General features: G+C 71.8%; 20 protein-coding genes. 13 read left to right on the plus strand and 7 right to left on the minus strand.

Going from position 1 to position 21,893, the window contains the following annotated elements:
- Positions 1 to 123: 123 nt before the first annotated feature.
- Both IE251_RS32530 and IE251_RS32535 read left to right on the plus strand, forming a co-directional pair.
- Positions 124 to 999, plus strand: a complete 876-nt coding sequence (locus tag IE251_RS32530) for an ATP-grasp domain-containing protein (RefSeq protein ID WP_189756535.1) — start codon at positions 124 to 126, stop codon at positions 997 to 999.
- Positions 1,000 to 1,101: 102 nt separating this feature from the next.
- Positions 1,102 to 1,932, plus strand: a complete 831-nt coding sequence (locus tag IE251_RS32535; RefSeq protein ID WP_189756536.1) for an oxidoreductase — start codon at positions 1,102 to 1,104, stop codon at positions 1,930 to 1,932.
- 593 nt (positions 1,933 to 2,525) lie between these two features.
- Here IE251_RS32535 and IE251_RS32540 read toward each other — a convergent pair.
- Entirely contained in the window at positions 2,526 to 3,092 is a 567-nt protein-coding gene (locus tag IE251_RS32540) for a hypothetical protein (protein ID WP_189756537.1), read from the minus strand.
- Between the two features lie 145 nt (positions 3,093 to 3,237).
- Between IE251_RS32540 and IE251_RS32545 the strand changes: the two genes are divergently transcribed.
- Together IE251_RS32545 and IE251_RS32550 are read left to right on the plus strand one after the other, a co-directional pair.
- Positions 3,238 to 4,011: an IclR family transcriptional regulator gene (locus IE251_RS32545; protein ID WP_189756538.1), complete on the plus strand. Its 774-nt coding sequence runs from the start codon at positions 3,238 to 3,240 to the stop codon at positions 4,009 to 4,011.
- The gene (locus IE251_RS32550; RefSeq protein ID WP_189756539.1) at positions 4,008 to 4,853 is read left to right on the plus strand and encodes an SMP-30/gluconolactonase/LRE family protein; all 846 of its coding nucleotides are present in this window, start codon (positions 4,008 to 4,010) and stop codon (positions 4,851 to 4,853) included. The genes IE251_RS32545 and IE251_RS32550 overlap by 4 nt, the downstream gene beginning before the upstream one ends.
- A 28-nt stretch (positions 4,854 to 4,881) precedes the next feature.
- Here the strand turns inward: IE251_RS32550 and IE251_RS32555 are convergent, their stop codons facing one another.
- Entirely contained in the window at positions 4,882 to 6,087 is a 1,206-nt protein-coding gene (locus IE251_RS32555; RefSeq protein ID WP_189756540.1) for an MAB_1171c family putative transporter, read from the minus strand.
- Positions 6,084 to 6,746: a toxin-antitoxin system, toxin component family protein gene (locus IE251_RS32560; protein ID WP_189756541.1), complete on the minus strand. Its 663-nt coding sequence runs from the start codon at positions 6,744 to 6,746 to the stop codon at positions 6,084 to 6,086. Before IE251_RS32560 ends, IE251_RS32555 begins: the two co-directional genes overlap by 4 nt.
- A gap of 210 nt (positions 6,747 to 6,956) precedes the next feature.
- Between IE251_RS32560 and IE251_RS32565 the strand changes: the two genes are divergently transcribed.
- The 4 genes from IE251_RS32565 to arfA all read left to right on the plus strand — a co-directional run bounded on the left by IE251_RS32565 (position 6,957) and on the right by arfA (position 11,724).
- Entirely contained in the window at positions 6,957 to 8,315 is a 1,359-nt protein-coding gene (locus tag IE251_RS32565) for an extracellular solute-binding protein (protein ID WP_189756542.1), read from the plus strand.
- Positions 8,312 to 9,259 carry a carbohydrate ABC transporter permease gene (locus tag IE251_RS32570; RefSeq protein ID WP_189756543.1) on the plus strand — a complete coding sequence of 316 codons (948 nt, stop codon included), beginning with the start codon at positions 8,312 to 8,314 and terminating at the stop codon, positions 9,257 to 9,259. Before IE251_RS32565 ends, IE251_RS32570 begins: the two co-directional genes overlap by 4 nt.
- Positions 9,256 to 10,095, plus strand: coding sequence for a carbohydrate ABC transporter permease (locus IE251_RS32575; RefSeq protein WP_189756544.1), 840 nt, complete (start codon positions 9,256 to 9,258; stop codon positions 10,093 to 10,095). Before IE251_RS32570 ends, IE251_RS32575 begins: the two co-directional genes overlap by 4 nt.
- Positions 10,096 to 10,209: 114 nt before the next feature.
- Entirely contained in the window at positions 10,210 to 11,724 is a 1,515-nt protein-coding gene (gene arfA / locus IE251_RS32580) for an arabinosylfuranosidase ArfA (RefSeq protein ID WP_189756545.1), read from the plus strand.
- Here the strand turns inward: arfA and IE251_RS32585 are convergent, their stop codons facing one another.
- The gene (locus IE251_RS32585) at positions 11,725 to 14,676 is read right to left on the minus strand and encodes a beta-galactosidase (RefSeq protein ID WP_189756546.1); all 2,952 of its coding nucleotides are present in this window, start codon (positions 14,674 to 14,676) and stop codon (positions 11,725 to 11,727) included.
- Between the two features lie 75 nt (positions 14,677 to 14,751).
- On the opposite strand from IE251_RS32585, the gene IE251_RS32590 reads away from it, so the two are divergent.
- Positions 14,752 to 15,210, plus strand: coding sequence for an RrF2 family transcriptional regulator (locus IE251_RS32590; RefSeq protein ID WP_189756547.1), 459 nt, complete (start codon positions 14,752 to 14,754; stop codon positions 15,208 to 15,210).
- Positions 15,211 to 15,270: 60 nt separating this feature from the next.
- Positions 15,271 to 15,507 (plus strand): hypothetical protein, encoded by a 237-nt coding sequence (locus IE251_RS32595; RefSeq protein WP_229897031.1) that lies wholly within the window; start codon positions 15,271 to 15,273, stop codon positions 15,505 to 15,507.
- A gap of 60 nt (positions 15,508 to 15,567) precedes the next feature.
- Here the strand turns inward: IE251_RS32595 and IE251_RS32600 are convergent, their stop codons facing one another.
- On the minus strand, positions 15,568 to 16,314 hold the full coding sequence (locus tag IE251_RS32600; protein ID WP_189756548.1) for an intradiol ring-cleavage dioxygenase: 747 nt from the start codon (positions 16,312 to 16,314) through the stop codon (positions 15,568 to 15,570).
- 259 nt (positions 16,315 to 16,573) lie between these two features.
- On the opposite strand from IE251_RS32600, the gene IE251_RS32605 reads away from it, so the two are divergent.
- Positions 16,574 to 17,080, plus strand: a complete 507-nt coding sequence (locus tag IE251_RS32605; protein WP_189756549.1) for a DUF6624 domain-containing protein — start codon at positions 16,574 to 16,576, stop codon at positions 17,078 to 17,080.
- Positions 17,081 to 17,543: 463 nt separating this feature from the next.
- Here the strand turns inward: IE251_RS32605 and IE251_RS32610 are convergent, their stop codons facing one another.
- Positions 17,544 to 17,894, minus strand: a complete 351-nt coding sequence (locus IE251_RS32610; RefSeq protein WP_189756550.1) for a hypothetical protein — start codon at positions 17,892 to 17,894, stop codon at positions 17,544 to 17,546.
- Between the two features lie 469 nt (positions 17,895 to 18,363).
- Between IE251_RS32610 and IE251_RS32615 the strand changes: the two genes are divergently transcribed.
- Both IE251_RS32615 and IE251_RS32620 read left to right on the plus strand, forming a co-directional pair.
- Positions 18,364 to 19,548 carry a helix-turn-helix domain-containing protein gene (locus IE251_RS32615; RefSeq protein WP_189756551.1) on the plus strand — a complete coding sequence of 395 codons (1,185 nt, stop codon included), beginning with the start codon at positions 18,364 to 18,366 and terminating at the stop codon, positions 19,546 to 19,548.
- A gap of 195 nt (positions 19,549 to 19,743) precedes the next feature.
- The gene (locus tag IE251_RS32620; protein ID WP_189756552.1) at positions 19,744 to 20,700 is read left to right on the plus strand and encodes an arabinan endo-1,5-alpha-L-arabinosidase; all 957 of its coding nucleotides are present in this window, start codon (positions 19,744 to 19,746) and stop codon (positions 20,698 to 20,700) included.
- Between the two features lie 35 nt (positions 20,701 to 20,735).
- Here IE251_RS32620 and IE251_RS32625 read toward each other — a convergent pair whose 3' ends face one another.
- Positions 20,736 to 21,725, minus strand: coding sequence for a helix-turn-helix transcriptional regulator (locus IE251_RS32625; protein ID WP_189756553.1), 990 nt, complete (start codon positions 21,723 to 21,725; stop codon positions 20,736 to 20,738).
- Positions 21,726 to 21,893 lie beyond the last annotated feature (168 nt).

A 21,893-nucleotide genomic window follows, 5' to 3' on the forward strand; every position in this document is an offset into this window, starting at 1 on the left:
CCGGCGACGGCCGGCTGCCGGGGACGACAGCACCCTTCCTACACCAGCGGAACGCCTCGTGGCGGGCCTTGTTAGCCTCGCCACCGCACCCCATCGAACCCGCGTACGACAGGGAGTCCCGCCGTGCCCCGCATCGCCCTCGCCACCTACGACCCCGGCCCCGGACCCAGCAAGGACACCGATCTGCCGGTACTGGTACGGGCGCTGAGGGACGCCGGCGCCGACGCGGAGGCCCGGCACTGGGACGACCCGGCGGCCGACTGGGCCGGATACGACCTCGTGGTCATCCGCTCCACCTGGGACTACAGCTGGCGGGCCGCCGAGTTCGCCGCGTGGGTGGAGCGCACCGCGGCCCTGACCCGGCTGGCCAACCCGGCCCCCGTCGTGCGCTGGAACACCGACAAACGCTACCTCGGCGAGCTGGCGGCGGCCGGGGTGCCGACCGTCCCCACCCGCTACATAGCCCCCGGTGAAGCGGCCGACCTGCCTGCGGGCCAGGAGTTCGTCGTCAAGCCGACCTCGGGCGCGGGCGCCCGGTTCGCCGCCCGCTACACCCCCGCCGAGCACGACACCGCGCTGCGGCAGCTCGCCCGGATGCACGCCGAGGGCTTCACCGCGATGGTGCAGCCGTACATGCCGGGCATCGACGTACGCGGGGAGCGGGCCCTGCAGTTCTTCGGCGGACGGCTGCTGCACGCCAGCCGCAAGGGCGCCGTGCTGTCCCCCGGCACCCCCTACGACGCCGACAAGGTCGCCCACCCCGGCCTGGAGCGCTGGCAGCCCACGCCCGCCGAACTCGCGGTGGCTCGGCAGGCCCTGGCCGCCGTCCCCGGCACGCCCGAGCTGCTGTACGCGCGCGTGGACCTGGTCGACGGCGACGACGGCGAACCCCGCCTGATGGAACTGGAGCTGGTCGAACCGAACCTGTTCCTGGGGCTGCACCCGGAGTCCCTGCCCCGCGTGGCGGAGACGATCCTCCGGGCGGCCCGGGAGGGCTGAACTCCGTCCGGGTGATGGACGGTTGGCCGCCGAGGCTGGACGCGAAAGGGTCCCGTACCGCAGGCTGTGCCCGTCAAGATCACTTAGCGATGGGGGAGTTACATGTCCAAGGTATGGCTGGTGACCGGGGCGAGCAGCGGATTCGGCCGGGCGATCACCGAGGCCGCCGTCGCCGCCGGTGACCTGGTGGTCGGCGCGGCCCGCCGCCCGGAGGCGCTTCAGGACCTGGTCGCCGCCCACCCGGGCAAGGTGGAGGCGCTGCGCCTCGACGTGACGGACGGTGCCGCGATCGAGGCGGTGGTCGCGGACGTCGTGGCCCGGCACGGCCGGATCGACGTGCTGGTCAACAACGCGGGCCGCACGCACGTCGGCGCGGTCGAGGAGACCACGGAGCAGGAACTGCGGGACCTGTTCGAACTGCACGTCTTCGGGCCGACCGCCCTGGTGCGGGCGGTGCTGCCGCACATGCGCGAGCGGCGCTCGGGCGCGATCGTGCAGATGAGCAGCATGGGCGGGCAGATGTCCTTCGCGGGCTTCGGGGCGTACTCCGGCACCAAGTTCGCGCTGGAGGGTATCTCCGAGGCGCTCGCCGACGAGGTGGCGGACTTCGGCATCAAGGTGCTGATCGTGGAGCCCGGCGCGTTCCGGACCTCCCTGTTCGACAACGGACGGGCCGGGGCCAGCCCCGACAGCGGGGTGTACACCAAGGTCAGCGAGACCCGCGGGTTCATCTCCGGCACCGACGGCACCCAGCCCGGCGACCCGGCGAAGGCGGCGGCCGTCATCCTGGCCGCGCTGGAGGCCGAGCGGACCCCGCTGCGGCTGCCGCTGGGCGACGACGGCGTGAACGCGGTCCTGGGCCACCTCGACCAGGTCCGCGCCGAGATCACCGAGTGGGAGAAGCAGACCCGGGCGACCGGCTTCGACGCCTAGCCCACCCACGAGGGCCGACCGCCGGGTCGACACAGCCCCCGGCGGCCGGCTCCGGTGCCGCCTGGCCGGGGTCGGTCGTGCGTGACTCCGGCGGTCGGCCCTGCGCCGCCTGGCCGGGGTCGGCTGTGCGTGACTCCGGCGGTCGGCCCTGCGCCGCCTGGCCGGGGTCGGCTGTGCGTGACTCCGGCGGTCGGCCCTGCGCCGCCTGGCCGAGGGTGGCCGTGCGTGACTCCGGCGGTCGGCCCCGGCAGCGCTTGGCCGAGGGTGGCCGTCCGTCGATCCGGCGCCCGGAGTGCGTGCCGCCTGGCCGGGGTCGGTCGTGCGTGACTCTGGCGGCCGGCTCCGGTGCCGCCTGGCCGGGGTTGGCCGTGCGTGACTCCGGCGGCTGGCCCCGGCAGCGCTTGGCCGAGGGTGGCCGTCCGTCGATCCGGCGCCCGGACTCCGTGCCGCCTGGCCGGGTTGGCCGTGCGTGACTCCGGCGGCTGGCCCTGCATCGCCTGGCCGAGGGTGGCCGTGCGTGAACCCGGGGCTGGCCCTGCATCGCCTGGCCGGGGGCGGCCCTCCGTCAACCCGGCGACCGGACTCCGTGCCGGCTAGCCGAGGACGGCCGTTCGCTGGAGCAGCCCCCAGGTGAACTCGGCGACGAGCTCGTGCCGTACGCCGTCGCGGTCCGGGGCGGTGAGGGCCAGCCCCGACCGGGTGGGGGCCGTGCCCTGGAGCGGCCGGGCGGGGGCGAAGGCGCGGGCGGCCTCGTCCACCGTGCACGACCACGGCGTCAGGTCCTCCAGGGTGCGAAGGCGCGGGCCCGGCGCGTCCGGCGCCCGCACCAGCCACTCGTGCCACACCCCGCCGTCCGGCCCGACCAGCACCTCGAACCGCAGGTCCGGCCAGAGCGGCAGGGCCCACCGCCGGGCCTCGCAGTCCAGGTCGCCGATCCGGCGCGGCGCCACGGACCCGGGGGCGCCGAGGACGGCCCGGTACCGGGCGGCGGCGCCCCGGCCGCGCGGCGAGCGGACCATCGCCTGCCACCGCTTGTTGGCCTCCCGCATGTCCGCCGCCGACGCGCCGAGCCGCCGCCGCGCCTGATCCACGAGGTCCGGGTTGTGGTCGGCCATGCGGCGCAGCAGCACCAGTTGGAAGTCGAGTTCCATGAAGTCCATCGTGCCCGGCCCGGCCCCTGCCCATTGCCCGCGCAACCTTCCCTGACTAGCCTGTGTTCGTCATGCCGATCGCCTGTTGATATCTCGAACATCTCGTCCCGGATATCGCGACGGGCGCCAACACCACCAAGGGAGGGGGCCGGACGTGGGACGCCTCGTGCCTGCCGTGACCCGGGCTCTCGACATTCTTGAGCTGTTCCTCGACGGGGACGGGACGCTCTCCGCCCCCGACATCGTGCGCAGGCTCCAACTGCCGCGCACCACCGTGCACGAGCTGGTCACCACGCTCGCCGCACGGTCGTACATCGTGCCGTTGCCCGGCCAGCCCGGACGGTACCGGCTCGGCGTGCGCCCGTACCAGCTCGGCAGCCGCTACGCCGAGCAGCTCGACCTCGCCGCCGAGGGCCAGCAGGTGGCCCGCTCGGTCGCCGAGACCTGTGACGAGACGGTGCACGTGGCCATCCTGGAGGGCACCGACGTCATCTACATCGCCAAGGTCGACTCCACCCACGCCGTCCGCATGGTCTCCGCCGCCGGCCGCCGGCTGCCCGCCCACTGCACCTCGGTCGGCAAGATGCTGCTGGCCTCGCTGCCCGGGCCGGAGCTGACCGCGCGGATCCCCGACGATGCCGAGCTGGCCGCGATGACGCCGAACAGCATCACCGAACCGGCCGCGCTGCGGGCGGCCCTGGCGGAGATCCGGGAGCGTGGGATCGCGGTGGAGAGCCGCGAGTCCAACCCCGACGTCTCCTGCGTCGCCGCGCCGGTCCGCGACCGCACCGGCCAGGTTGTCGCCGCGCTGTCCATCTCCGTCCCTATGATTCGCTGGAGCGACGAGCGCCGGGCCGAGCTGGAGCAGCTGGCCGCCAAGGGCGCGGCGGAACTGTCGGAGCGGCTGGGACACAGGAGCGCGGCATGACGGCGTACGAGGTGGCGGTGGCGGCGGAGGCGACGCTCGGCGAGGGCCCGACCTGGGACCCGGCGACCGGCAGGCTCCTCTGGCTGGACATCCTGGGCATGCGGCTGCACACCTACGACCCGGTGACCGGCCGCCGCACGGTCCGTACGACGCCCCAGCACATCGGCGCCGCCAAGCCGCGCGCGGGCGGCGGCCTGGTGCTCAACCTGCGGGACGGCGTCGGCCTGCTGGACCCCGACGACACGTTCCGCTGGCTGCACCACGAGCCGGTCCCGGGCCGCCGCGCGAACGACGCGGCGGTGGCCCCGGACGGCTCCCTGTGGGCGGGCACCATGCGCTACGACGAGGCGGCCGGCGGCGGCACGCTGTCCCGGATCACCGGCGACGGCACCGCGCGGACGGTGCTGGACGACGTCACGGTCAGCAACGGCACCGGCTGGAGCCCCGACGGCCGCCTCATGTACTACGTCGACACCCCGACGCGCCGCGTGGACGTGTTCGACTACGACGCCGAGGGCATCCGCAACCGCCGCCCGCTGGCCGAGGTCGAGGAGGGCGCGGGCTACCCGGACGGCCTCGCGGTCGACGCCGACGGCTGCGTATGGGTGGCCCTGTGGGACGGCGGAGCGGTCCGCCGCTACACGCCCGACGGCACGCTGGACCGGGTCATCTCCCTGCCGGCCCCCCGTACGACGGCCTGCGCGTTCGGCGGCCCCACCCTGACCGACCTCTACATCACCACGGCCCGCACGGGCCTGGACGCCCCACACCCCCTGTCGGGCTCCCTGCTGGTGATCCCGAACGCGGGCAAGGGCCTGCCCCAGCCGGCTTTCGAGGGCTGAGGTTCGCCGGCCGGCGGCACACCTGCCTTCACACCCGCGTCTCCACCCGGCCCCCCGCCACCCGGGCCCGCACCGCCTCGATGTCGGCCGGTCTCCGCAGCGCACGCGACACGGCCCCGATCTCCCGCAGCAGACCGGCCGTGTCGGCCCCGCCGCCCCCCGGGCCGGGCCGTGCCCGCGAACCCGTCTCGACGGCGTCCAGCACGCACACCGCCGCCGCCAGCGCCCGGGCCCGCTCGGGCGGATGGCCGAGCCCGAGCGCCGCGTCGTAGGCGCGCCCGCACAGCCCGGTGTCGATGCGCCGGGCCAGCGGCAGCAGCACGTCCCGGATGAACGTCTCGCGCCGGGTGAGCCGCAGTTCGGGCGTGGCGCGCAGGACTAACGGCAGCCCCGTCCCGCTCACCGAGCGCAACAGCCGGTACAGCGGCCGTAGTTCGCAGTGCGCGAGCCGGACCCGCCAGCGGTCGCGCAGATACTGTCCGGCGTGCGGCAGGACGAACCCGGCGGCCACGAGGATCGCGGCGACGGCGGCCACGGCCGGCGCCAGGTCGGTGCTCAGCCAGTCCGCGTTCCGCCCGGCCCAGCGCGCCCCGACGGCGGTCAGCTTGGCCGCGCTGTACACCAGGTCCAGCGCGTACCCGGCGCCCAGCAGCCTGAGGCCCCGGCGCAGCCAGGCGTCCAGGCCCGCGACGCGCCCCCAGGCCCGGATGAGCCGGGAGCTGACCAGGCAGGCCACGGCGTGCGCGAGGAGGTAGAGCAGGATGCCCTCGCGGATGAACGGCGTGGTCGCGTAGTAGGTGTCCAGGTCCCGCAGCCGCTCCACGGGCGCGTCGGCGAGCGGGAACAGCACCCACAGGGCGACGATCACGCCGGAGTACACCGAGAGCACCCAGCGCCGCGCGCGGCGGGTGCCGGCCGAGCGGCCGCAGGGGCCGTTGCGCCAGGTGATGAGCAGCAGCAGGCCGTTGGCGCACAGCGCGGTGATCAGCGAGTAGCACCAGGGCGCCGAGATGTTGGGCACGCCGGTCAGCCGGTTGACCAGGGCGACGGTGGAGGGGGCGCTGAAGACGAACACCGCGCAGGCGAGCAGCAGCAGCGTGCCAACCGCGCGCAGCAGCGGGTCCCGCCACAGCCGGATGATCGTCGGCAGTTTGATCGCCAGGGCGGTGACGAGCACGGCCGCGGGGGTCCAGAAGGGGGCGGCGAACTCGCAGAGGAAGCCCGGCGGTCTCACCGCGCGGCTCCCCCCTTCCCGGACCGCCGGTCCGCCGCCGGTGCGGCGCGCCCTTCGGGGCCGCCCGCCCGTTCGCGTCCGCGATAGCCGAGGGAGCGCTGGAGGGGGTCCGGCGGGGCGGGCCGAATCCCGGACAGGTGGCCGCGGAACAGGGTGGCCAGGCGGTGCCCGAAGTGGTCCGCCTCGGCCTCGTCGGTCTCCCGGGAGCCGTTGCGGGCGGCCACCGTCAGGGCCGCCTCCCGCCAGCCGGGGGCGTCGGCGAGGGCGCGGGCCGCGGCCGCCCCGGCCAGGTGGTGGTGGCGGTGGCCGGCGTGCAGATGCCACAGTTCGTGCCCCAGGATGACCAGTTGCTGCACGTCCTCCGCCCGCTCCTCCACGATGATCAGGTCGAAGTCGGCGAACTCGACCCACAGCCCGGTCACTTCGATCTCGTCCGGGAACCGTTCGAACCGCAGCTCGACCGGGCGTCCGGCGCGCAGCGCGGTCATCTCCTCGCACAGCGCGTGGCACAACTGCCGTATGTCCCGCGGCGCCTCGGGCCGGGCGCGGACGGCGGCGGCGAGGTCGCCGGCCAGGGTGCGCATCGCCGGACCGGTGCGCGGGCGGAGCAGCCGGGAGGCGAGTCCGGTCAGCCGCTGTCGCGCGCCCGCGATGCCCATCGGCCCCCCTTCGTACCGTGTCCGGCCCGGTCATGGCTGGTCCGAGGGTACGCGCAGGGATGTGCCCGCGTCATGCGTTCCCCCCGAACATGGTTCAACGCGAAACAACCTATGACCTTTGTCCAACCCATTGACGCGCACGCGCGGGGAATCTACGGTCCCGTTCGAAGTTACGGGCACCATTCGGCATATCGAACGTAGGGGCAAGGTATGGGACAACCTGGCCTGAACCGCAGGCACTTCCTCGGCGCCGCGGGCGGCTTGGTGACGGCCGCGAGCCTCGGTTTCGCCGCCCTCGGCAGCGGGGCCGACGCGCTGGCGAGCGGCACCCGCACCCGGGTGCGCTACTGGAACCTCTTCCAGGGCGGTGACGGTGCCAACCAGGTCGCCATGGTCGACGCGTTCCGCAGGACGCACCCCGGCACCGCGGTCAAGGACTCCACCCTCACCTGGGGCGGCCCCTACTACACCAAGCTCGCCATGGCCGCCGCCGGCAACCGCGCCCCCGACCTCGCCGTCATGCACCAGGGCCGCGTCCCCGGCTTCGCCCCCGGCCGCCTCCTCGACCCCTGGGACACCGGTCTGCTGGCCGAGTACGGCGTGCGCGAGGCCGACTTCAACCCGGTGCTGTGGAAGCGCGGCGTCGTCGACGGCGAGCTGTACGCCCTGCCCCTCGACATCCACGTCCAGCTCTGCTTCTACCGCAAGGACGTGTGCCGCAGGGCCGGACTGCTGGACTCCGCCGGCCGGCTGCCCGCCGCCACCTCCACCGACGACTGGTTCGCCGTTCTGAAGCAGGCCAGGAAGCAGCTGAGGAAGGGCCAGCAGACCCTCGGCCTGCACGCCAACGACCAGAACTTCTGCTGGTGGTTCTTCGTCGCCTTCTACCAGCAGCTCCACGGCACCTACTTCGACGCCGACCGGTCGGACCTGACCTTCGACACCGGCAAGGCCACCGAGGTCCTGGAGTTCTTCCGCAAGCACGTCACCGACGGCTACGTCACCCCGGGCGAGACCGACGCCGAGGCGTTCCTCGCCGGCTCACCCTTCACCTGGGAGGGCAACTGGTCGGTGCCCTACTTCAACGACGAGAAGGTCGACTACGGCGCCCAGCCGCTCCCCCCGGTCTTCGGCACCCCGGCCACCCACGCCGAGTCCCACTCCTTCGTCCTGCCCCACCAGGCCGGCCGCGGCGGCGCCGCCGACGAGGGCGCCTACCGGCTCGCCGCCTACATGGTCACCCACGCCACCACCTGGGCCCTCGGCGGTCACATCCCCGCCCATCTGCCCACCTTCGAGGACCCCGGCTACCGCGCCCTGACCCCGCAGAACGAGTACTCCCGGCCCGCCATGGACCACCAGGCCAACGAACCGCACATCTGGTTCGCCGGCTCCACCGGCATCCTCGCCCAGCGCCTCGGCCCGGTCATCGCCTCCTCCAACCTCGGCTCCACCGCCCCCGACAAGGCGGCCCGCCGCATGAAGTCCCTGCTGGAGCAGCTGCTCGCGGCGAAGAACCCGATGACCGGGCGCACCGCCGCCCAGGAGCTGAAGGGAGCCGCCGCATGAGCAGTACGACCCTCGCCACGGCCGGCCGCACGGCCCGCCCCCGCGCCGCCGCCGGCGCCGACTCCGCCCGGCTGCGCTGGTCCCGCCGCCTCCAGCACGGCGGCTGGTTCGTCGCCCCGTTCCTCGTCCTCTACGGGCTGTTCGTCATCCTGCCCGTCGTCCGCGGCCTCTACCTCAGCTTCACGGACGCCAACATCTCCGGCGACCACACCGGCTTCGTCGGCCTCGCCAACTACCGCGAGGCGCTGCGGGACCCGCTCGTATGGGACTCCCTGTGGCACAGCACGCAGTTCACCCTCTACGTCGTCCCGCTGATCGTCCTCGTGGCCCTGCTGATGGCCCTGATCGCCCACCACACCACGCACTTCAAGTGGCTGTGGCGGCTGTGCTTCTTCGTGCCCTTCCTGCTGCCCTCGGCCGTCGTGGGCAACCTGTGGTGGTGGCTGTTCCAGCCCACCAACGGCATGGTCAACCACGTCCTCGGCCTGGACACCCCGTGGCTCACCCAGAAGTCCACGGCCATGCTCGCCGTCGTGGTCGCCACCCTGTGGTGGACGGTCGGCTTCTCCTTCCTGCTCTACCTGGCCGCCCTGCAGAACATCCCGCAGCACCTGTACGAGGCCGCCGGACTCGACGGCGCGAACGCCCTCCAGCGGATGCTGTACATCACCGTGCCCAACCTGCGCTCCATCACCGGCCTGGTCCTCGCCCTCCAGGTCCTCGCCTCCCTCCAGGTCTTCGACCAGGCCGTGGTCATGTACCAGTTCGGCCCCGGACCGGAGGAATCGACGCGCACCTTCGTCCAGTACACCCTCGAACAGGGCTTCACCTCCTACCGCGTGGGCTACGCCTCCGCGATCTCCTTCGTCCTGTTCGTCATCATCGCGGCCGTGGCGCTCGCCCGGATGTGGCTGGTGAAGAGCCGCGAGGAGGCCACCCGATGACCACCCGCTCCGCCCGCCGCTGGCCGCCCGCCCAGATCGCGCTCACGGCCGTCGCCGCGACCCTCTCCCTGGTCTGGCTCGCCCCGCTGGCCTGGGCCCTGTCCACCTCCCTGAAGACCCCGACGGAGTCCGTCACCTCGCCGCACTGGATACCCGAGCACGTCACCCTGGACTCCTGGAAGGAGGTCCTGCGGGCGGGCGACATCCCCAACTGGTTCGTGAACTCCGTCGTCGTCTCCGTGTCCGTCACGGTGATCGTGCTGCTGGTCGCCGCCCTCGCCGGATACGGTTTCGCCCGCACCGAGTTCCGCGGCAAGGGCGCCCTGATGGGCCTGACCATGGCCGGCCTGATGTTCTCCCCGGCGATCCTCGGCGTCCCGCTGTTCACCACGGTCCAGTCGCTCGGCATGGTCGACACCTACTGGGGCATGATCCTGCCCCAGTGCGCCCCGGCCGCCATGGTCTACATCCTCTACAAGTTCTTCCAGGGCCTGCCCCGGGAACTGGAGGAGGCCGCGTTCATCGACGGCGCCGGCCGCTGGCGGATCTTCTTCACCATCGTGCTGCCCCTGTCCAAGCCCTCGCTGTCCGCGGTCGGGATCTTCACCTTCATCGCGTCCTGGAACAACTTCCTGTGGCCGTACATGGTGACCAACAACCCCGACCTGATGACCATGCCCAACGGCATCGCCACCGTGCAGAACGCCTTCGGCATCGTCTGGCCCCAGCTGATGGCCGGCGGCCTGATCGCCGGACTTCCGCTGATCATCGTCTTCGTCTTCTTCCAGAGCCAGATCGTGCGGGGCGTGGCCCACACCGGCCTGGCCGGCCAGTGACGCGAGGGGCCCCGCGCCGAGACTCCGGCCCAACGGGCGCGGGGAACGGCGCGATCGGCCCGCCACGCACCCGCACCCGCCCACGAATCCCGACCACCCACCCCGGAAGGCACCATGCACACCGCCCGCTTCACCCTCGACCCCGCCTTCACCGTCGGCGAGGTCAACCCCCGTCTCTTCGGCTCCTTCGTGGAACACCTCGGCCGCTGCGTGTACACCGGCATCTACGAGCCGGACCACCCCGCGGCCGACGCCGAGGGCCTCCGTACCGACGTGCTGGAACTCGTCCGCGAACTCGGCGTCACCGCCATCCGCTACCCCGGCGGCAACTTCGTCTCCGGCTACAAGTGGGAGGACTCCGTCGGCCCGGTGGAGGACCGTCCCCGCCGGCTCGACCTGGCCTGGCACTCCACCGAGACCAACCGCTTCGGCCTGTCCGAGTACATCGCGTTCCTGAAGAAGGTCGGCCCCCAGGCGGAGCCCATGATGGCGGTGAACCTCGGCACCCGGGGTGTCGCCGAGGCCCTGGAGCTCCAGGAGTACGCCAACCACCCCTCCGGCACCGCCCTGTCCGACCTGCGCGCCGCCCACGGCGACAAGGACCCCTTCGGCATCCGGCTGTGGTGCCTCGGCAACGAGATGGACGGCCCCTGGCAGACCGGCCACAAGACGGCCGAGGAGTACGGCAGGCTCGCCGCCGAGACCGCCCGCGCCATGCGCCAGCAGGACCCCCGCGTGGAACTGGTCGCCTGCGGCTCCTCCACCCAGGCCATGCCCACCTTCGCCGAGTGGGAGGCCACCGTCCTGAAGGAGACGTACGACCTCGTCGACTACATCTCGGTGCACGCCTACTACGAGCCCGTCGACGGCGACGTGGACTCCTTCCTCGCCTCGGCCGTCGACATGGAGTCCTTCATCGAGAACGTGGTCGCCACGGCCGACCACGTGGGCGCGCTGCTGAAGTCGAAGAAGAGGATCAACCTCTCCTTCGACGAGTGGAACGTCTGGTACCTCACCAAGTGGGTGGAGTTCTCCGAGACGCGCGACCTGTCCGACTGGCCCGAGGCGCCCCGCCTGCTGGAGGACAACTACAGCGTCACCGACGCCGTCGTCTTCGGCTCGCTGCTGATCGCCCTGCTCCGGCACGCCGACCGGGTCACCGTCGCCTGCCTCGCCCAGCTCGTCAACGTCATCGCCCCGATCATGACCGAGCCGGGCGGCCCGGCCTGGCGGCAGACCACGTTCTTCCCGTTCGCGCAGGCATCCAGGTACGGCCGCGGCCAGGTGCTGGACGTCCGCGTGCAGTCGCCGACGTACGAGACGAAGAAGTACGGCGAGACGGACCTGCTGCACGCCACCGCCGTACGCGCGGACGACGGGACGATCACCGTGTTCGCGGTCAACCGCAGCCGCACCGAGCCGCTGCCCCTCGAAGTCGCCCTGAACGGGCTGGAGCTGACCACGGTCATCGAGCACACCGCCCTCGCGGACGCCGACCCCGACGCCCGCAACACCCTGACCGACCCCGAACGCGTCACCCCGCACGCGGTCGAGGGCACCGCCCTGGCGGACGGCACCCTCACCGCCGTACTGGAGCCGCTGTCCTGGAACGTGATCAGGCTGGCGTGATCACACCGGTGTGACGGGGATGCCGCCGCTCGCGGCGCCGAGCAGCGTCAGCCGTACCGACCCGGGGCCCGACAGCGTGGTGAACTCCGACAGGACCGCCAGCGCCAGCGTGTTGGTGCCCCGGGTGCGCAGGACGCCGTTCGGCAGCACGAACGTGTGCTGCGGACCGACGTTGTTGATGTACTGGCCCAGGTTCCAGCCGTTGAGGAAGAGCTGGGCGCGGTAGGCCCGGTACGGGTCGTCGTCCAGGGTCAGGCCGATCGACGCGTCCACGTCGGCCGGCACCGACAGCCGGAACGTGGTCCGGTACCAGGTGACGCCCTGGTACCGCTCCGCGCGCGGGAACTCCGCCTTCTCCCAGTCCCGGTCCCGGAAACCGGGCAGATGCCAGCCGTGCCGCTCGCCGTACAGGCCGCCGTTGTTCAGCGGTCCGCGCACCGGGTCGGCGGGACCCTCGCCCTGGATGCGCCAGCGCACCTTCGGCGCGCCGCCCTCGAAGGTGACCGCGGTCAGCCCGCGGGCCACCTTGTGCGTGTCGAGCGCCTTGCCGTCCTGGTCGTGCTGCATGCGCCGGACCAGCACCGACAGCACATGCCGGCCGGGGGAGCGCAGCCGCTCGCGCACCGGGAAGACGGCCGTGTCCGCCCAACTCCCCTGCCGGACCGTTTTCTTGTCCGGCACGGGCATCCGGTGCGTGCCCAGCGGCTCGCCGTCCAGCCACGCCATCAGCAGGCCCTGGGTGCCGGTGCTGTAGGCGAGCGAGACCTCCTCGATGGCGGTGCTGTCGGTGAAGGTGCCCCGGTACCAGACGTCGCCGTAGTGGAAGCCGTAGTCGTCGGCGAACAGCACCGGCTGCCCCTCGGGGACGGCCGTGGTGGAGAACGACGAGGTCTTGTCGGCCTTCTTCCACGACGAGTCGTCGAAGCCGGGGCCCGCCTCCGGGTTCTCCCGCCGCATCCGCCAGCCGCCCAGCCGCGGCAGCCGCACCTCGGGCACCCCGGGCAGCGACCCCCTGGTCATCAGGGAGCCCGAGAGGGTGACCCGGGTGGTCACCCGGCGCCCGTTCCAGACCAGGGTGTCGATCCCGCGCGGTCCCCACACCTCCAGGCCCGCCGGCTCCCTCAGATCGCCGGTGAGGCGCACCTCGGAGCCGTGCACCTCGGCGTGGCGCAGCAGCGCCGGGCCGTACACCAGGAGGGTCCCGGACGGGGTGTCGTACGGGAACAGGCGGACGGCGGTGGCGTCGTCGGCGAAGAGCAGCAGCAGCGGGGTGTCGCTGTCGCCCTTCTGCACCAGCATCCGGGTCAGCCCCTCCTCGCCGAGGGGCGCGTTGACGTGCAGTTCCCCCCGGTCGTAGGCCCAGCCGCCCTCCGGGTCCAGCCGCTGCACCGACGGTTCGGCCCGGGACTCCAGCACCAGTTCGGCCATCTGGCCGCGGGGCCCGGTGAACACGGCGATGTCCTGCCGGCCCGTGCTCAGACACAGCATGGGCGAGGCGGTGGAGTACTTCAGCGTGCGCCGGCCCAGCCGCAGCCCGGTGGTCAGCAGCCTGGCGTCCTTGCCGGGCACGGTGATCCGCAGCTTGCCGGCGTCCGTCGGCAGGTCGGTGGTGACCTCCTCCGTGCCGTCGTTGCGGGCGATGTACACCTGCGCGCCGGTGTCCTGGTTGGCGAGGTGGTAGACCTTCAGCCCCTCGGCGGCCACGTCCGGCGCCCGGTCCAGCTTGGCGAAGTCGGGCACGCGCTGGAGCAGATGCCCGAGCTGGTGCATCGGGGCGATCTTGTCGGTGACGTTGCGGGCCTCGTCGATGGCGGCGCCGTAGTCGTACGACGTGTAGACGACCGGTGCGGGCAGCCAGCCCCACGAGGTCCCGCCGAACGTCATGTACACGTTGTGCAGGGTGAGGCCGTTGGCCAGGTTGGTCAGGTAGAAGCGGCGCTCGTAGGCCGCGTCCCGGGTGCGCCGCGACTCGGCGTACCCCTTGCCGTCGAACTCGGCCCCGCCCCACGGGTCGAACCAGCCGCCGCCGAACTCGGGCACGAACCCGGGTGTGCTCGGCGAGGCGGTGGCCCCGCCCTTGTCCCCGCCGGGCCCGAAGTGACCCCAGTCCGGCGGGGTCCTGAACGGCGAGGGATAGCCGTCGAAGCCGTACAGCCAGCCGCCCTTCTCCCCGCCGGTGTCGAAGGAGCCGGGCACCCAGTAGCCGTTCCTGCCCTTGTCGTTGTGGAACAGCGGGACGTCGATCCCGTCGGCCCGGACCTTCTTGTACAGGTGCGACATGTACGCCCGGCCGGTCGCGTCGGCGGGGTGGGCGTCGTACTCGTTCTCGATCTGGTACAGCAGGACCGTGCCGGCGCCCCGGGTGAACAGATGCCGGCGGGCGATCCGGTTCACCTGCGTCAGCCACTCGTCCACGTGCGACAGATACGTGGGGTCGTCGGTGCGGGCCGTGCCCTTGGTCGCGGTCAGCCAGCCCGGGAAGCCGCCGCCGTCGACCTCGGCGTTGATGTACGGGCCCGGCCGCAGGATGACGTACAGCCCCGTCTCCGCCGCCATGCGCAGGAACAGGTCCAGGTCCCGGACGCCGGAGAAGTCGTACCGGCCGGGCGCGGGGGAGTGGTAGTTCCAGGCCACGTAGACACTGACGGCGTTGTAGCCGTGCGCCCGCATCTTCTGCAGCACGTCCCGCCACAGCGAGGGGCTCGGCAGCCGGAAGGGGTGCAGCTCGCCGGACCACACCACCAGCCGCCGCCCGTCCACGAGCAGCGAGTAGCGGTCGTAGCCGATGGTGTGCCGCGCGCCGTCGGCCCGCGGCGCGGCCGGCGCCGGACCGGTCGGCGCGCTGCCGCCCGCGTACGCGGAGGGCGCCCCGGGGCCGCCGCTGCCGCCCAGGGCCAGCCCGAGCGCGGCGGAGCCGGCCAGGGCACTGAAGGAACGTCTGCTGAGCGCCAAGGTGGGTCCTCCCGGGCGGTCCTAGGGGGCGCGGGTCCGGCCATTCTCCATGGCGGGACGCCCCACAATGGATCCATGAGGATCTCGGCACGGGCGGATTACGCGGTACGGGCGGTACTGGAGCTGGCCGTACGGCAGGGTAACGGCCCGGTGAAAGCAGAGGAAATCGCCGCCGTGCAGGACATCCCGCACAAGTTCCTGGAGGGTATCCTCGGCGACCTCAGGCGGTCCGGGATCGTGGACAGTCGGCGTGGCGGGGGCGGCGGTTACCGGCTGGCGCGGGCGGCACCGGCGATCACCGTGGCCGACGTCATCCGGGCGGTGGACGGCCCGATCGTGTCGGTACGCGGCGAACGCCCGACGGGCCTCGCCTACTCGGGCACGGCCCGGCCGCTGCTGCCGCTGTGGATCGCCCTGCGCGCCAACGTCCGCCGCATCCTGGAGGGCGTCACCGTGGCCGACCTCGCGGCGGACGCCCTGCCCGAGCCCGTCCGGGCACTGGCGGCGGAACCGGCGGCGTGGGAGAACCCGTGAGGGGCGGCTCCGCCGGGCGGGACTCGGCCGACCGGGGGACCGGCGCGTTTCCCCGCGCCCGTGCCGTTCGTTAGGGCGGACATGATCAAGAAGCTCACCTGTGCCTCCGCCCTGGCCACCGCGCTGCTGGCCACCGCCGCCCCCGCCGCCGGGGCCGCCGACGCCGTCCGGTCCCCCCTCCCCGCCGCCGGCGCCCCCGGCGTCGCCCTCCTGTCGGGCCTCCTCGGCTCCCTGGAGACGGGCAACCCGGTCACCTCCCTGAACACCCTGCTCCCGATGGGCATCCAGGGCCGCTGAACGAGTACCCCCGGCCGGGGCGGGTGGAGGCGAGGTGCCCCCTCCCGCCCCGGCCGGCCGTCAGCCCGGCACTCCGAGCGTGAGCGTGCCGGTGTAGCCGGACGAGGCGGAGCCGCCGAGGGCGGTGAGGCCGAGCAGGCCGGAGACGGCGCCCCGGTCGTCGTAAATGGAGTCCTGCGCGAGGGTGGTGCGCGGGACCGTGTTGGCGGAGTACGGCGAGACCTTGGCGACGGCCGCCGTGACCGTCTCGGTGAAGAAGAGCTGGCCGGTGTGGACGGTCGAGCCGCCGGTGAAGTGGCCGTCCGCTGTCACGGTGACACCGGTGTGCACCTTGACGTGGATGTGCGCGCACCGCCCCCGGTACCACCCCGGGTAGACGGTCGTGAACCTGGCGACCCCGCCGGAGTCCGTGAGGACGCCGCCGCGCAGGAAGGTGCGGTCGTCGGGCTCCTGGTGCCCGTTGGCGCCCACGAAGCCGGAGTACTCGCCGAGCGCGTCGGCGTGCCACAGCTCCACGAGGGCGCCGGGGAGCGGGGCGCAGCCGGCGTCCACGACGGTCAGGGCGAGCTTCAGGGGGATGCCGGGCTTGCCCTCGGTGATGTCGGCGCGGACGAGCGCGCCGTCGAGGTAGTAGGGGCCTTGGGTCATCTCGGTGGTGAGCGTGCAGACCGCTGCGGCGGTGTTCCGTGTGCCGTCCGCGTCCCTCGGCGGAGCCGCGGCTCCCACGGTCAGGGCCGCGGCGGCACCACCGGCGGCGGCCAGCACGGTACGGCGCCCGATCTTCCGGGCATCAGAGGTGTCTGTCATGGACACGGCACCGTAGAGACGCTTCCTGTCGGCGAGCTGTCAGTTCGGCAAAGCGGGGAGCCGTCAAGCGGGTGGTCCGGCCGACCTGGCGGGTGCCGTGATTTCCCGAGCGCACGATCAACGCTCTCTGGGGGGTGAATCCATTATCCCGGTGCGGCGAGGCGCCTGTCACCGTTCTTCGGAATGATCTTTATATCCGATGTGTGCCTCTAGGCTTGCGGGCGGATACAACACACGGTTCCGACCCGGGAGTTCGAGAGTGGCGCACGATCTTGCCGCACTGGCAGCGGAGCTCACCGATATGGCTGCGGCCGATCACCGGTCGGCGGTCCACGCCAACAGTGACGACCCCGCCGAGCAGCTGGCCTGGCGGCGCCTGACCGCCCGGCACGGTGACCGGCTGGGCGAGATCATGGACGAGTACGGCTGGCCGACGGCGGAACTGGTCGGCGAGGAGGCCGCACGCGCGGCCTGGCTCATCGCCCAGCATGCCGACCGGCAGCTGGACGTCCAGCGCCGCGCCCTGCGGCTGATGCGGCAGGCGGTGTCGGCAGGCTCGGCCGGCCCGCGCGAACTGGCCTTCCTACGCGACCGTACGCTGGTCAACGAGGGCCGCAAGCAGATCTACGGCACCCAGATCGCAGGCGTGAAGGACGGAGCGCCGCTCCCGTGGCCCTGCGAAGAGCCCGAGCGCGTGGACGAACTCCGCGCGGAAGTCGGCATCGAGCCCTTCGACGAGTACGTGGCCCGGTTCTCCCCGGCCTGACGCCCCTGGACACTGAACCACCGGTCAGGCGCTGAGCTTGTCATTCAACGTCGCGGGCCGGCTCCGATGCGGTGCCGGACCCGATCGTCGGCCAGCTTCCCAGCACGGAAACGAGCCGGTTCCGGAGTGCCGGGTCCTGTGCCTCGGCGGCAAGGCGGTAGGCGATGGGTCCGATCTGCCAACCGGCGTGGTGGTCGAAGTGCGGATACGGTCCGGCAGCATTGTGTGCGAGCTTGCCGACCAACTCGGCGAGCCGGAAGTGCAGTTGTTCCGCGGGCCGTTCCGCGCTGTTCTGTAGAGGGTTCAGGAACCCGCATGCGAAGCCCGGCTCTCCGGCCGACGCACCGAAACCGTCCCGGGTCGAACTGGTCCAAAGACAAGCTGAGCGCGTGCGGGGTACGCGGTGCGGTTTTGGGCACTGCCGTCCAAATCACCGGGGGCCGGCAGCGGGGGCTCAGGAGTGTCACTTGCGGGACTTGAACAGGCGGTACGGGTCCCATGCGTTGGCCGGCTGGCCGACCAGGGCCTGGGCGGCGACGTAGGGCGGGTCGATGTACTGCCACTCGCACCGTCCGGGGTGGCCTCGGTGGATCGTGCATCCGGTACCGAGGGGCGTCGGCTTCTTCAGGCATACGTCGATGTCCGCGAGCCACTGGACGGCGGACCCGTCGCGCCGGCACAGGTAGACGTCGGACTCGGGGGCGGCGCGGGCGCCCGTGCGGAGGAAGGCCGCGTGGAAGTCGTGGGGTACGTCTTCGACCAGGCACTGGAACACGTCGTACGGTGACCACTCGATGTCGTCCTTGCCGGGCACCGGAAGGTCATCACCGGCCTCCCGCCGCCACAGCGAGCACCCACCCCAGCAGGGCGCAGACCGCGACGGTGAGCGCGATCCGGGCGGGGAAACGCCTGCGCGAGGTGTGTTTCGACATCCGCATTCCAAAACCATGCCGCCCACGCAGTCGGAGCGACTTCTCGAGCAACCGCCGGAACCCGCCATCCCCATGCCCGCACTGCCGGAGTACGGGCCGCCTCGAAACGAGCGGAGGCGTTGCCGGCCTTCATCGCCTGGGCGAATGATGCGCCTGAGTACTTCTGAGATGCGGTCACCGAGGCGTCCGGTCCACGGCTGACGGCCACCTTCGCCATCCCGTTCTCCCTTCGCTGTCTGTAACTAGACAACTGCGAGAGATCAAGATCAGTTGACCCAGGACTTGCACAACGAGCATCTCGGCAACAGCAACTGACACAACATCGCCGCCTCGGCGTGGAACAGTAGTTGCATGGAGAGCACCCCCGCACCCGGCGAGAACGTCGCCGTACTGCGCAAGGCGCGAGGGATGGGGCAGGCCAAGCTGGCTCGTGAGGCCGGTATCTCGCTGTCTTATCTCAGCAAGATCGAGGTCGGGCTCCGACCGGCGACACCTCCCGTGGTCGCAGCGATCGCCAAAGTCTTGAGGGTCCAGGTCCAGCGCATCTACGGCCAGCCCTACCTCGGCCCCTCCGAACAGGCCGACCTCCTCAACGACCTCCGGGCCGCGGTCAGGCGGTACACGCTCCCGAAGGAAGACGTGCCCGAGCCCTCAGCTTTGCGGGACGCCGTCGGCAGGGCCATGCAACTCCGCGCGGAAACCAACTATTTGGAGCTGCTCGGGATGCTCCCCAAACTCCTGGGCCAGGTCACCGCGACCGCCTTGACCGCCGCCTCCGGGGAGGCGGGCGCGTGGACCCAGGTCTCCGACGTATACGGATGTGCCTACGCGGTCGCTCACCGCCTGGCGCAACCAGATCTCGCCGACATGATCGTGTCCCGGCAATCCTGGGCCGCACAACAGACGTGGAATCCCGAGGCCGAGGTGGCGGCGGCATGGAACGAAGCCGGCACCTATCAGTCGGCTGGTCATTACGATGACGGCTTGGCCATCATCGAGCGGGCCATCGGGAAGTACGAGGCGGTTTCCCCAGGAGATTCTCTGGAGCGCGCCCTTTCTCTGGGATCGCTTCACCTTCGAGGTGTCGTCCTGGCGTCCCGGGCGAAGGACGCCACCGCCACCGCCGATCACCTGCAGAAGGCGAAAAGGCACGCCGAGCGTATTCCCCGGGACATTCTGCGGCACAACCTCACGTTCGGGCAGGAGAACACTGCCCTGTACGAGCTGGCCGCCCACATCGAGCTGGGGAAGCCGGACAAGGCTGTGGACATGAGCACCCCGCTGCTCAATGAGCCGCCGACCGGCCTTACGCCCAATCGTTTGGGGCGTATGTTCATCGACATAGCCAGGGCCAGGCTGGACGTCAAAGATTACGCCGGGGCGGAAGAGGCTCTTGAGAAAGCGTTCGGAATCGCTCCCCAGATGACAGAAGTGCACCCCATGGCCAGAGAGGTGATCCGGGTGCTTTTCGTTCTCCATCAGAGAGCTCGGCCGAAGCTGTTGAAAATGGCCGAGAAGTCCGGCCTTTCCAAGTAGGTCCCCTGCGCCCGAGAGGGGAGGCGGGTGGCTTGGGTCAGGCCGGGCCAGGCGTGAGGTGAAGGCCGAGTTGGCGTCGCCCCCTGTGAGTTGCTGTCGGAACCGTTGACTCGTTAACCAATCGCTTCTACGGTCCCGTTCGAACCGGCGATCGCTGTTCGGTATCACGAACACGCCAGGAAGAGGGAGCCCGCAATGAAGCGCACCGCACTCCTCGCCGTCCCCGCCGCCCTGCTGCTCGCGCTCGTGCCGGGCACGGCCTCCGCGTACCCCAACCCCGGCACGGTCACCGGCAGCACCGTCGTGCACGACCCGACGATGATCCGTACCTCCGGCGGCCGTTACCTGCTCTACGCCACCGGCGGCGGCCTGGGCTACCGGACCTCCACGGACCGGATCTCCTTCACCGCCGGCGCCGACGCGTTCACCACCAAGCCGTCCTGGTGGTCGTCGTACGCCGGCGAGGCATGGGCGCCGGACATCTCGTACGCCGGCGGGAAGTACCTGATGTACTACGCCGTCTCCAAGTTCGGCGAGAACACCTCGGCGATCGGCCTGGCCGGCTCCGCGACCGGGCTGCCCGGCTCCTGGACCGACTACGGCGTCGTCCTCACCTCCACCTCCGGTAGCGACTACAACGCCATCGACCCCAACCTCTTCGTGGACGACGACGGCAAGTGGTGGCTGTCCTTCGGCAGTTGGTGGACCGGCATCAAGATGATCCGCATCGACCCCGCGACCGGGAAGCAGTACGCGGGCGACACCAAGCGTTACTCCCTCGCCGCCCGGCCCACCGGCAGCAAGGCGGTCGAGGCGCCGTACATCGTCAAGCGCAACGGCTACTACTACCTCTTCGCCTCCTACGACGTCTGCTGCCAGGGCACCAGCTCGACGTACAAGGTGAAGGTCGGCCGGGCGACCTCGGTCACCGGGCCGTACTACGACAAGAACGGCGTGGCGATGACGAACAACGGCGGCACCCCGGTCCTGGAGTCCCACGGCAACGTCATCGGACCCGGCGGGCAGTCCATCATGCACGACACCGACGGCGACCTGATCGTCTACCACTACTACGACGGCAACGACGGCGGCACCCCGAAGCTCGGCATCAACCTGCTGAACTGGTCGTCGGGCTGGCCGGTGGCCTACTGAGCCTCACAGCCAGCCGCCCTCTCGGCCAGTGACCCTCACAGCCAGCCGCGCTGCGCCGCCTTCAGGCCCGCCTCGAAACGGCTCGAGGCGTGCAGGCGCTCCATCAGCGCGGCCATCTGGCGCCGTACCGTCCGCAGGGAGACCCCCAGGCGCTTGCCGGCGGCCTCGTCCGTCATCCCGGAGGCGAGCAGCTTCAGCAGCTCCCGCTCCGCCGGGGTGACCTCCTCCTCGCCCGCCGGTCTTCGCCGGTCCGCGCCGAGCGGCACCGCCGACTCCCAGGTCTGGTCGAACAGGGCCAGCAGCGACGCCACGATGCCGGGCGCGCTGGTGCACAGGGCGCCGAGGCGGGTGTTGGCCGGGTCGATGGGGACGACCGCCGTGCGCCGGTCGAAGATCAGCATGCGGGGCGGCAGCACCGGGCTGGTGCGCACCTGCCCGCCCTGCTCGCTCAGCCAGCGGGCGTAGGCGAACGTGGCCGGGTCGTTGCGGGCGCTGTCCTGGTACACGGTCAGCAGCTGCACGCCCCGGGCCAGCGCCTGTTCGTCCAGCGGCCGGGAGGCGTCCAGGCTGGCCTGCGACTGGGCGCCGCCCGGTTCGATGGCCCGGCACTCCTCGCGCAGGTCCTTCGCCAGGCACTCCAGGCGCCGCTGGATGGCGTCCAGTCCGACGAGCCGTTCGGCGCCGTCCTCCCGGGTGCCCGGCCGCAGCGTGGCGAACTCGGCCACCGTACGGGCCACGGCCTCCCGGCTGCGGGCCAGCTCCTCCTGGCGGCGCACCAGCTCCGCCTCCTGCCGGCGCAGGATGATCTCCAGTCCCACGTCGGGGCTGACCGCGCGCAGCATCCCGGGAGCGTCCCGGGACGGCTGGAGCAGCTCCAGGTCCACCAGCCGGTCCAGGCACTCGCGCACCTCGGTCTCGGTGAGCGCCAGCCGTGCGGCCAACTCGGCCACCCCGTCGTCCTCGTGGATCAGCAGAGCCCGGTAGACGGACTCCAAGGACCGATCGAGCCCCAGTGCCTCCAGCACGCGACAACCCCCCGGAAGTGCGTAAATCCCCAGTACGGACGCCTCAGTGGCGCGATTTGATCATCCTACGGACGCGTTTTCGCCACGCAACCTGCGCGGCACGGCCACATTCCCTGGCACCTTCGTGCCAGCCACCTTGGTGCCGGTCGAAGACGCTTCCGCGCTGGT

Source organism: Streptomyces eurythermus, assembly GCF_014649115.1.
Lineage (GTDB): Bacteria > Actinomycetota > Actinomycetes > Streptomycetales > Streptomycetaceae > Streptomyces > Streptomyces eurythermus.

Bases quoted from the DNA above. Each gene is read 5' to 3' on its own strand.
- IE251_RS32600 (WP_189756548.1), bottom strand. From the start codon at position 16,314: ATGACAGACACCTCTGATGCCCGGAAGATCGGGCGCCGTACCGTGCTG.
- IE251_RS32570 (WP_189756543.1), top strand. From the start codon at position 8,312: ATGAGCAGTACGACCCTCGCCACGGCCGGCCGCACGGCCCGCCCCCGC.
- IE251_RS32560 (WP_189756541.1), bottom strand. From the start codon at position 6,746: ATGGGCATCGCGGGCGCGCGACAGCGGCTGACCGGACTCGCCTCCCGG.
- IE251_RS32620 (WP_189756552.1), top strand. From the start codon at position 19,744: ATGAAGCGCACCGCACTCCTCGCCGTCCCCGCCGCCCTGCTGCTCGCG.
- arfA (WP_189756545.1), top strand. From the start codon at position 10,210: ATGCACACCGCCCGCTTCACCCTCGACCCCGCCTTCACCGTCGGCGAG.
- IE251_RS32550 (WP_189756539.1), top strand. From the start codon at position 4,008: ATGACGGCGTACGAGGTGGCGGTGGCGGCGGAGGCGACGCTCGGCGAG.
- IE251_RS32535 (WP_189756536.1), top strand. From the start codon at position 1,102: ATGTCCAAGGTATGGCTGGTGACCGGGGCGAGCAGCGGATTCGGCCGG.
- IE251_RS32590 (WP_189756547.1), top strand. From the start codon at position 14,752: ATGAGGATCTCGGCACGGGCGGATTACGCGGTACGGGCGGTACTGGAG.
- IE251_RS32540 (WP_189756537.1), bottom strand. From the start codon at position 3,092: ATGGACTTCATGGAACTCGACTTCCAACTGGTGCTGCTGCGCCGCATG.
- IE251_RS32615 (WP_189756551.1), top strand. From the start codon at position 18,364: ATGGAGAGCACCCCCGCACCCGGCGAGAACGTCGCCGTACTGCGCAAG.
- IE251_RS32575 (WP_189756544.1), top strand. From the start codon at position 9,256: ATGACCACCCGCTCCGCCCGCCGCTGGCCGCCCGCCCAGATCGCGCTC.
- IE251_RS32565 (WP_189756542.1), top strand. From the start codon at position 6,957: ATGGGACAACCTGGCCTGAACCGCAGGCACTTCCTCGGCGCCGCGGGC.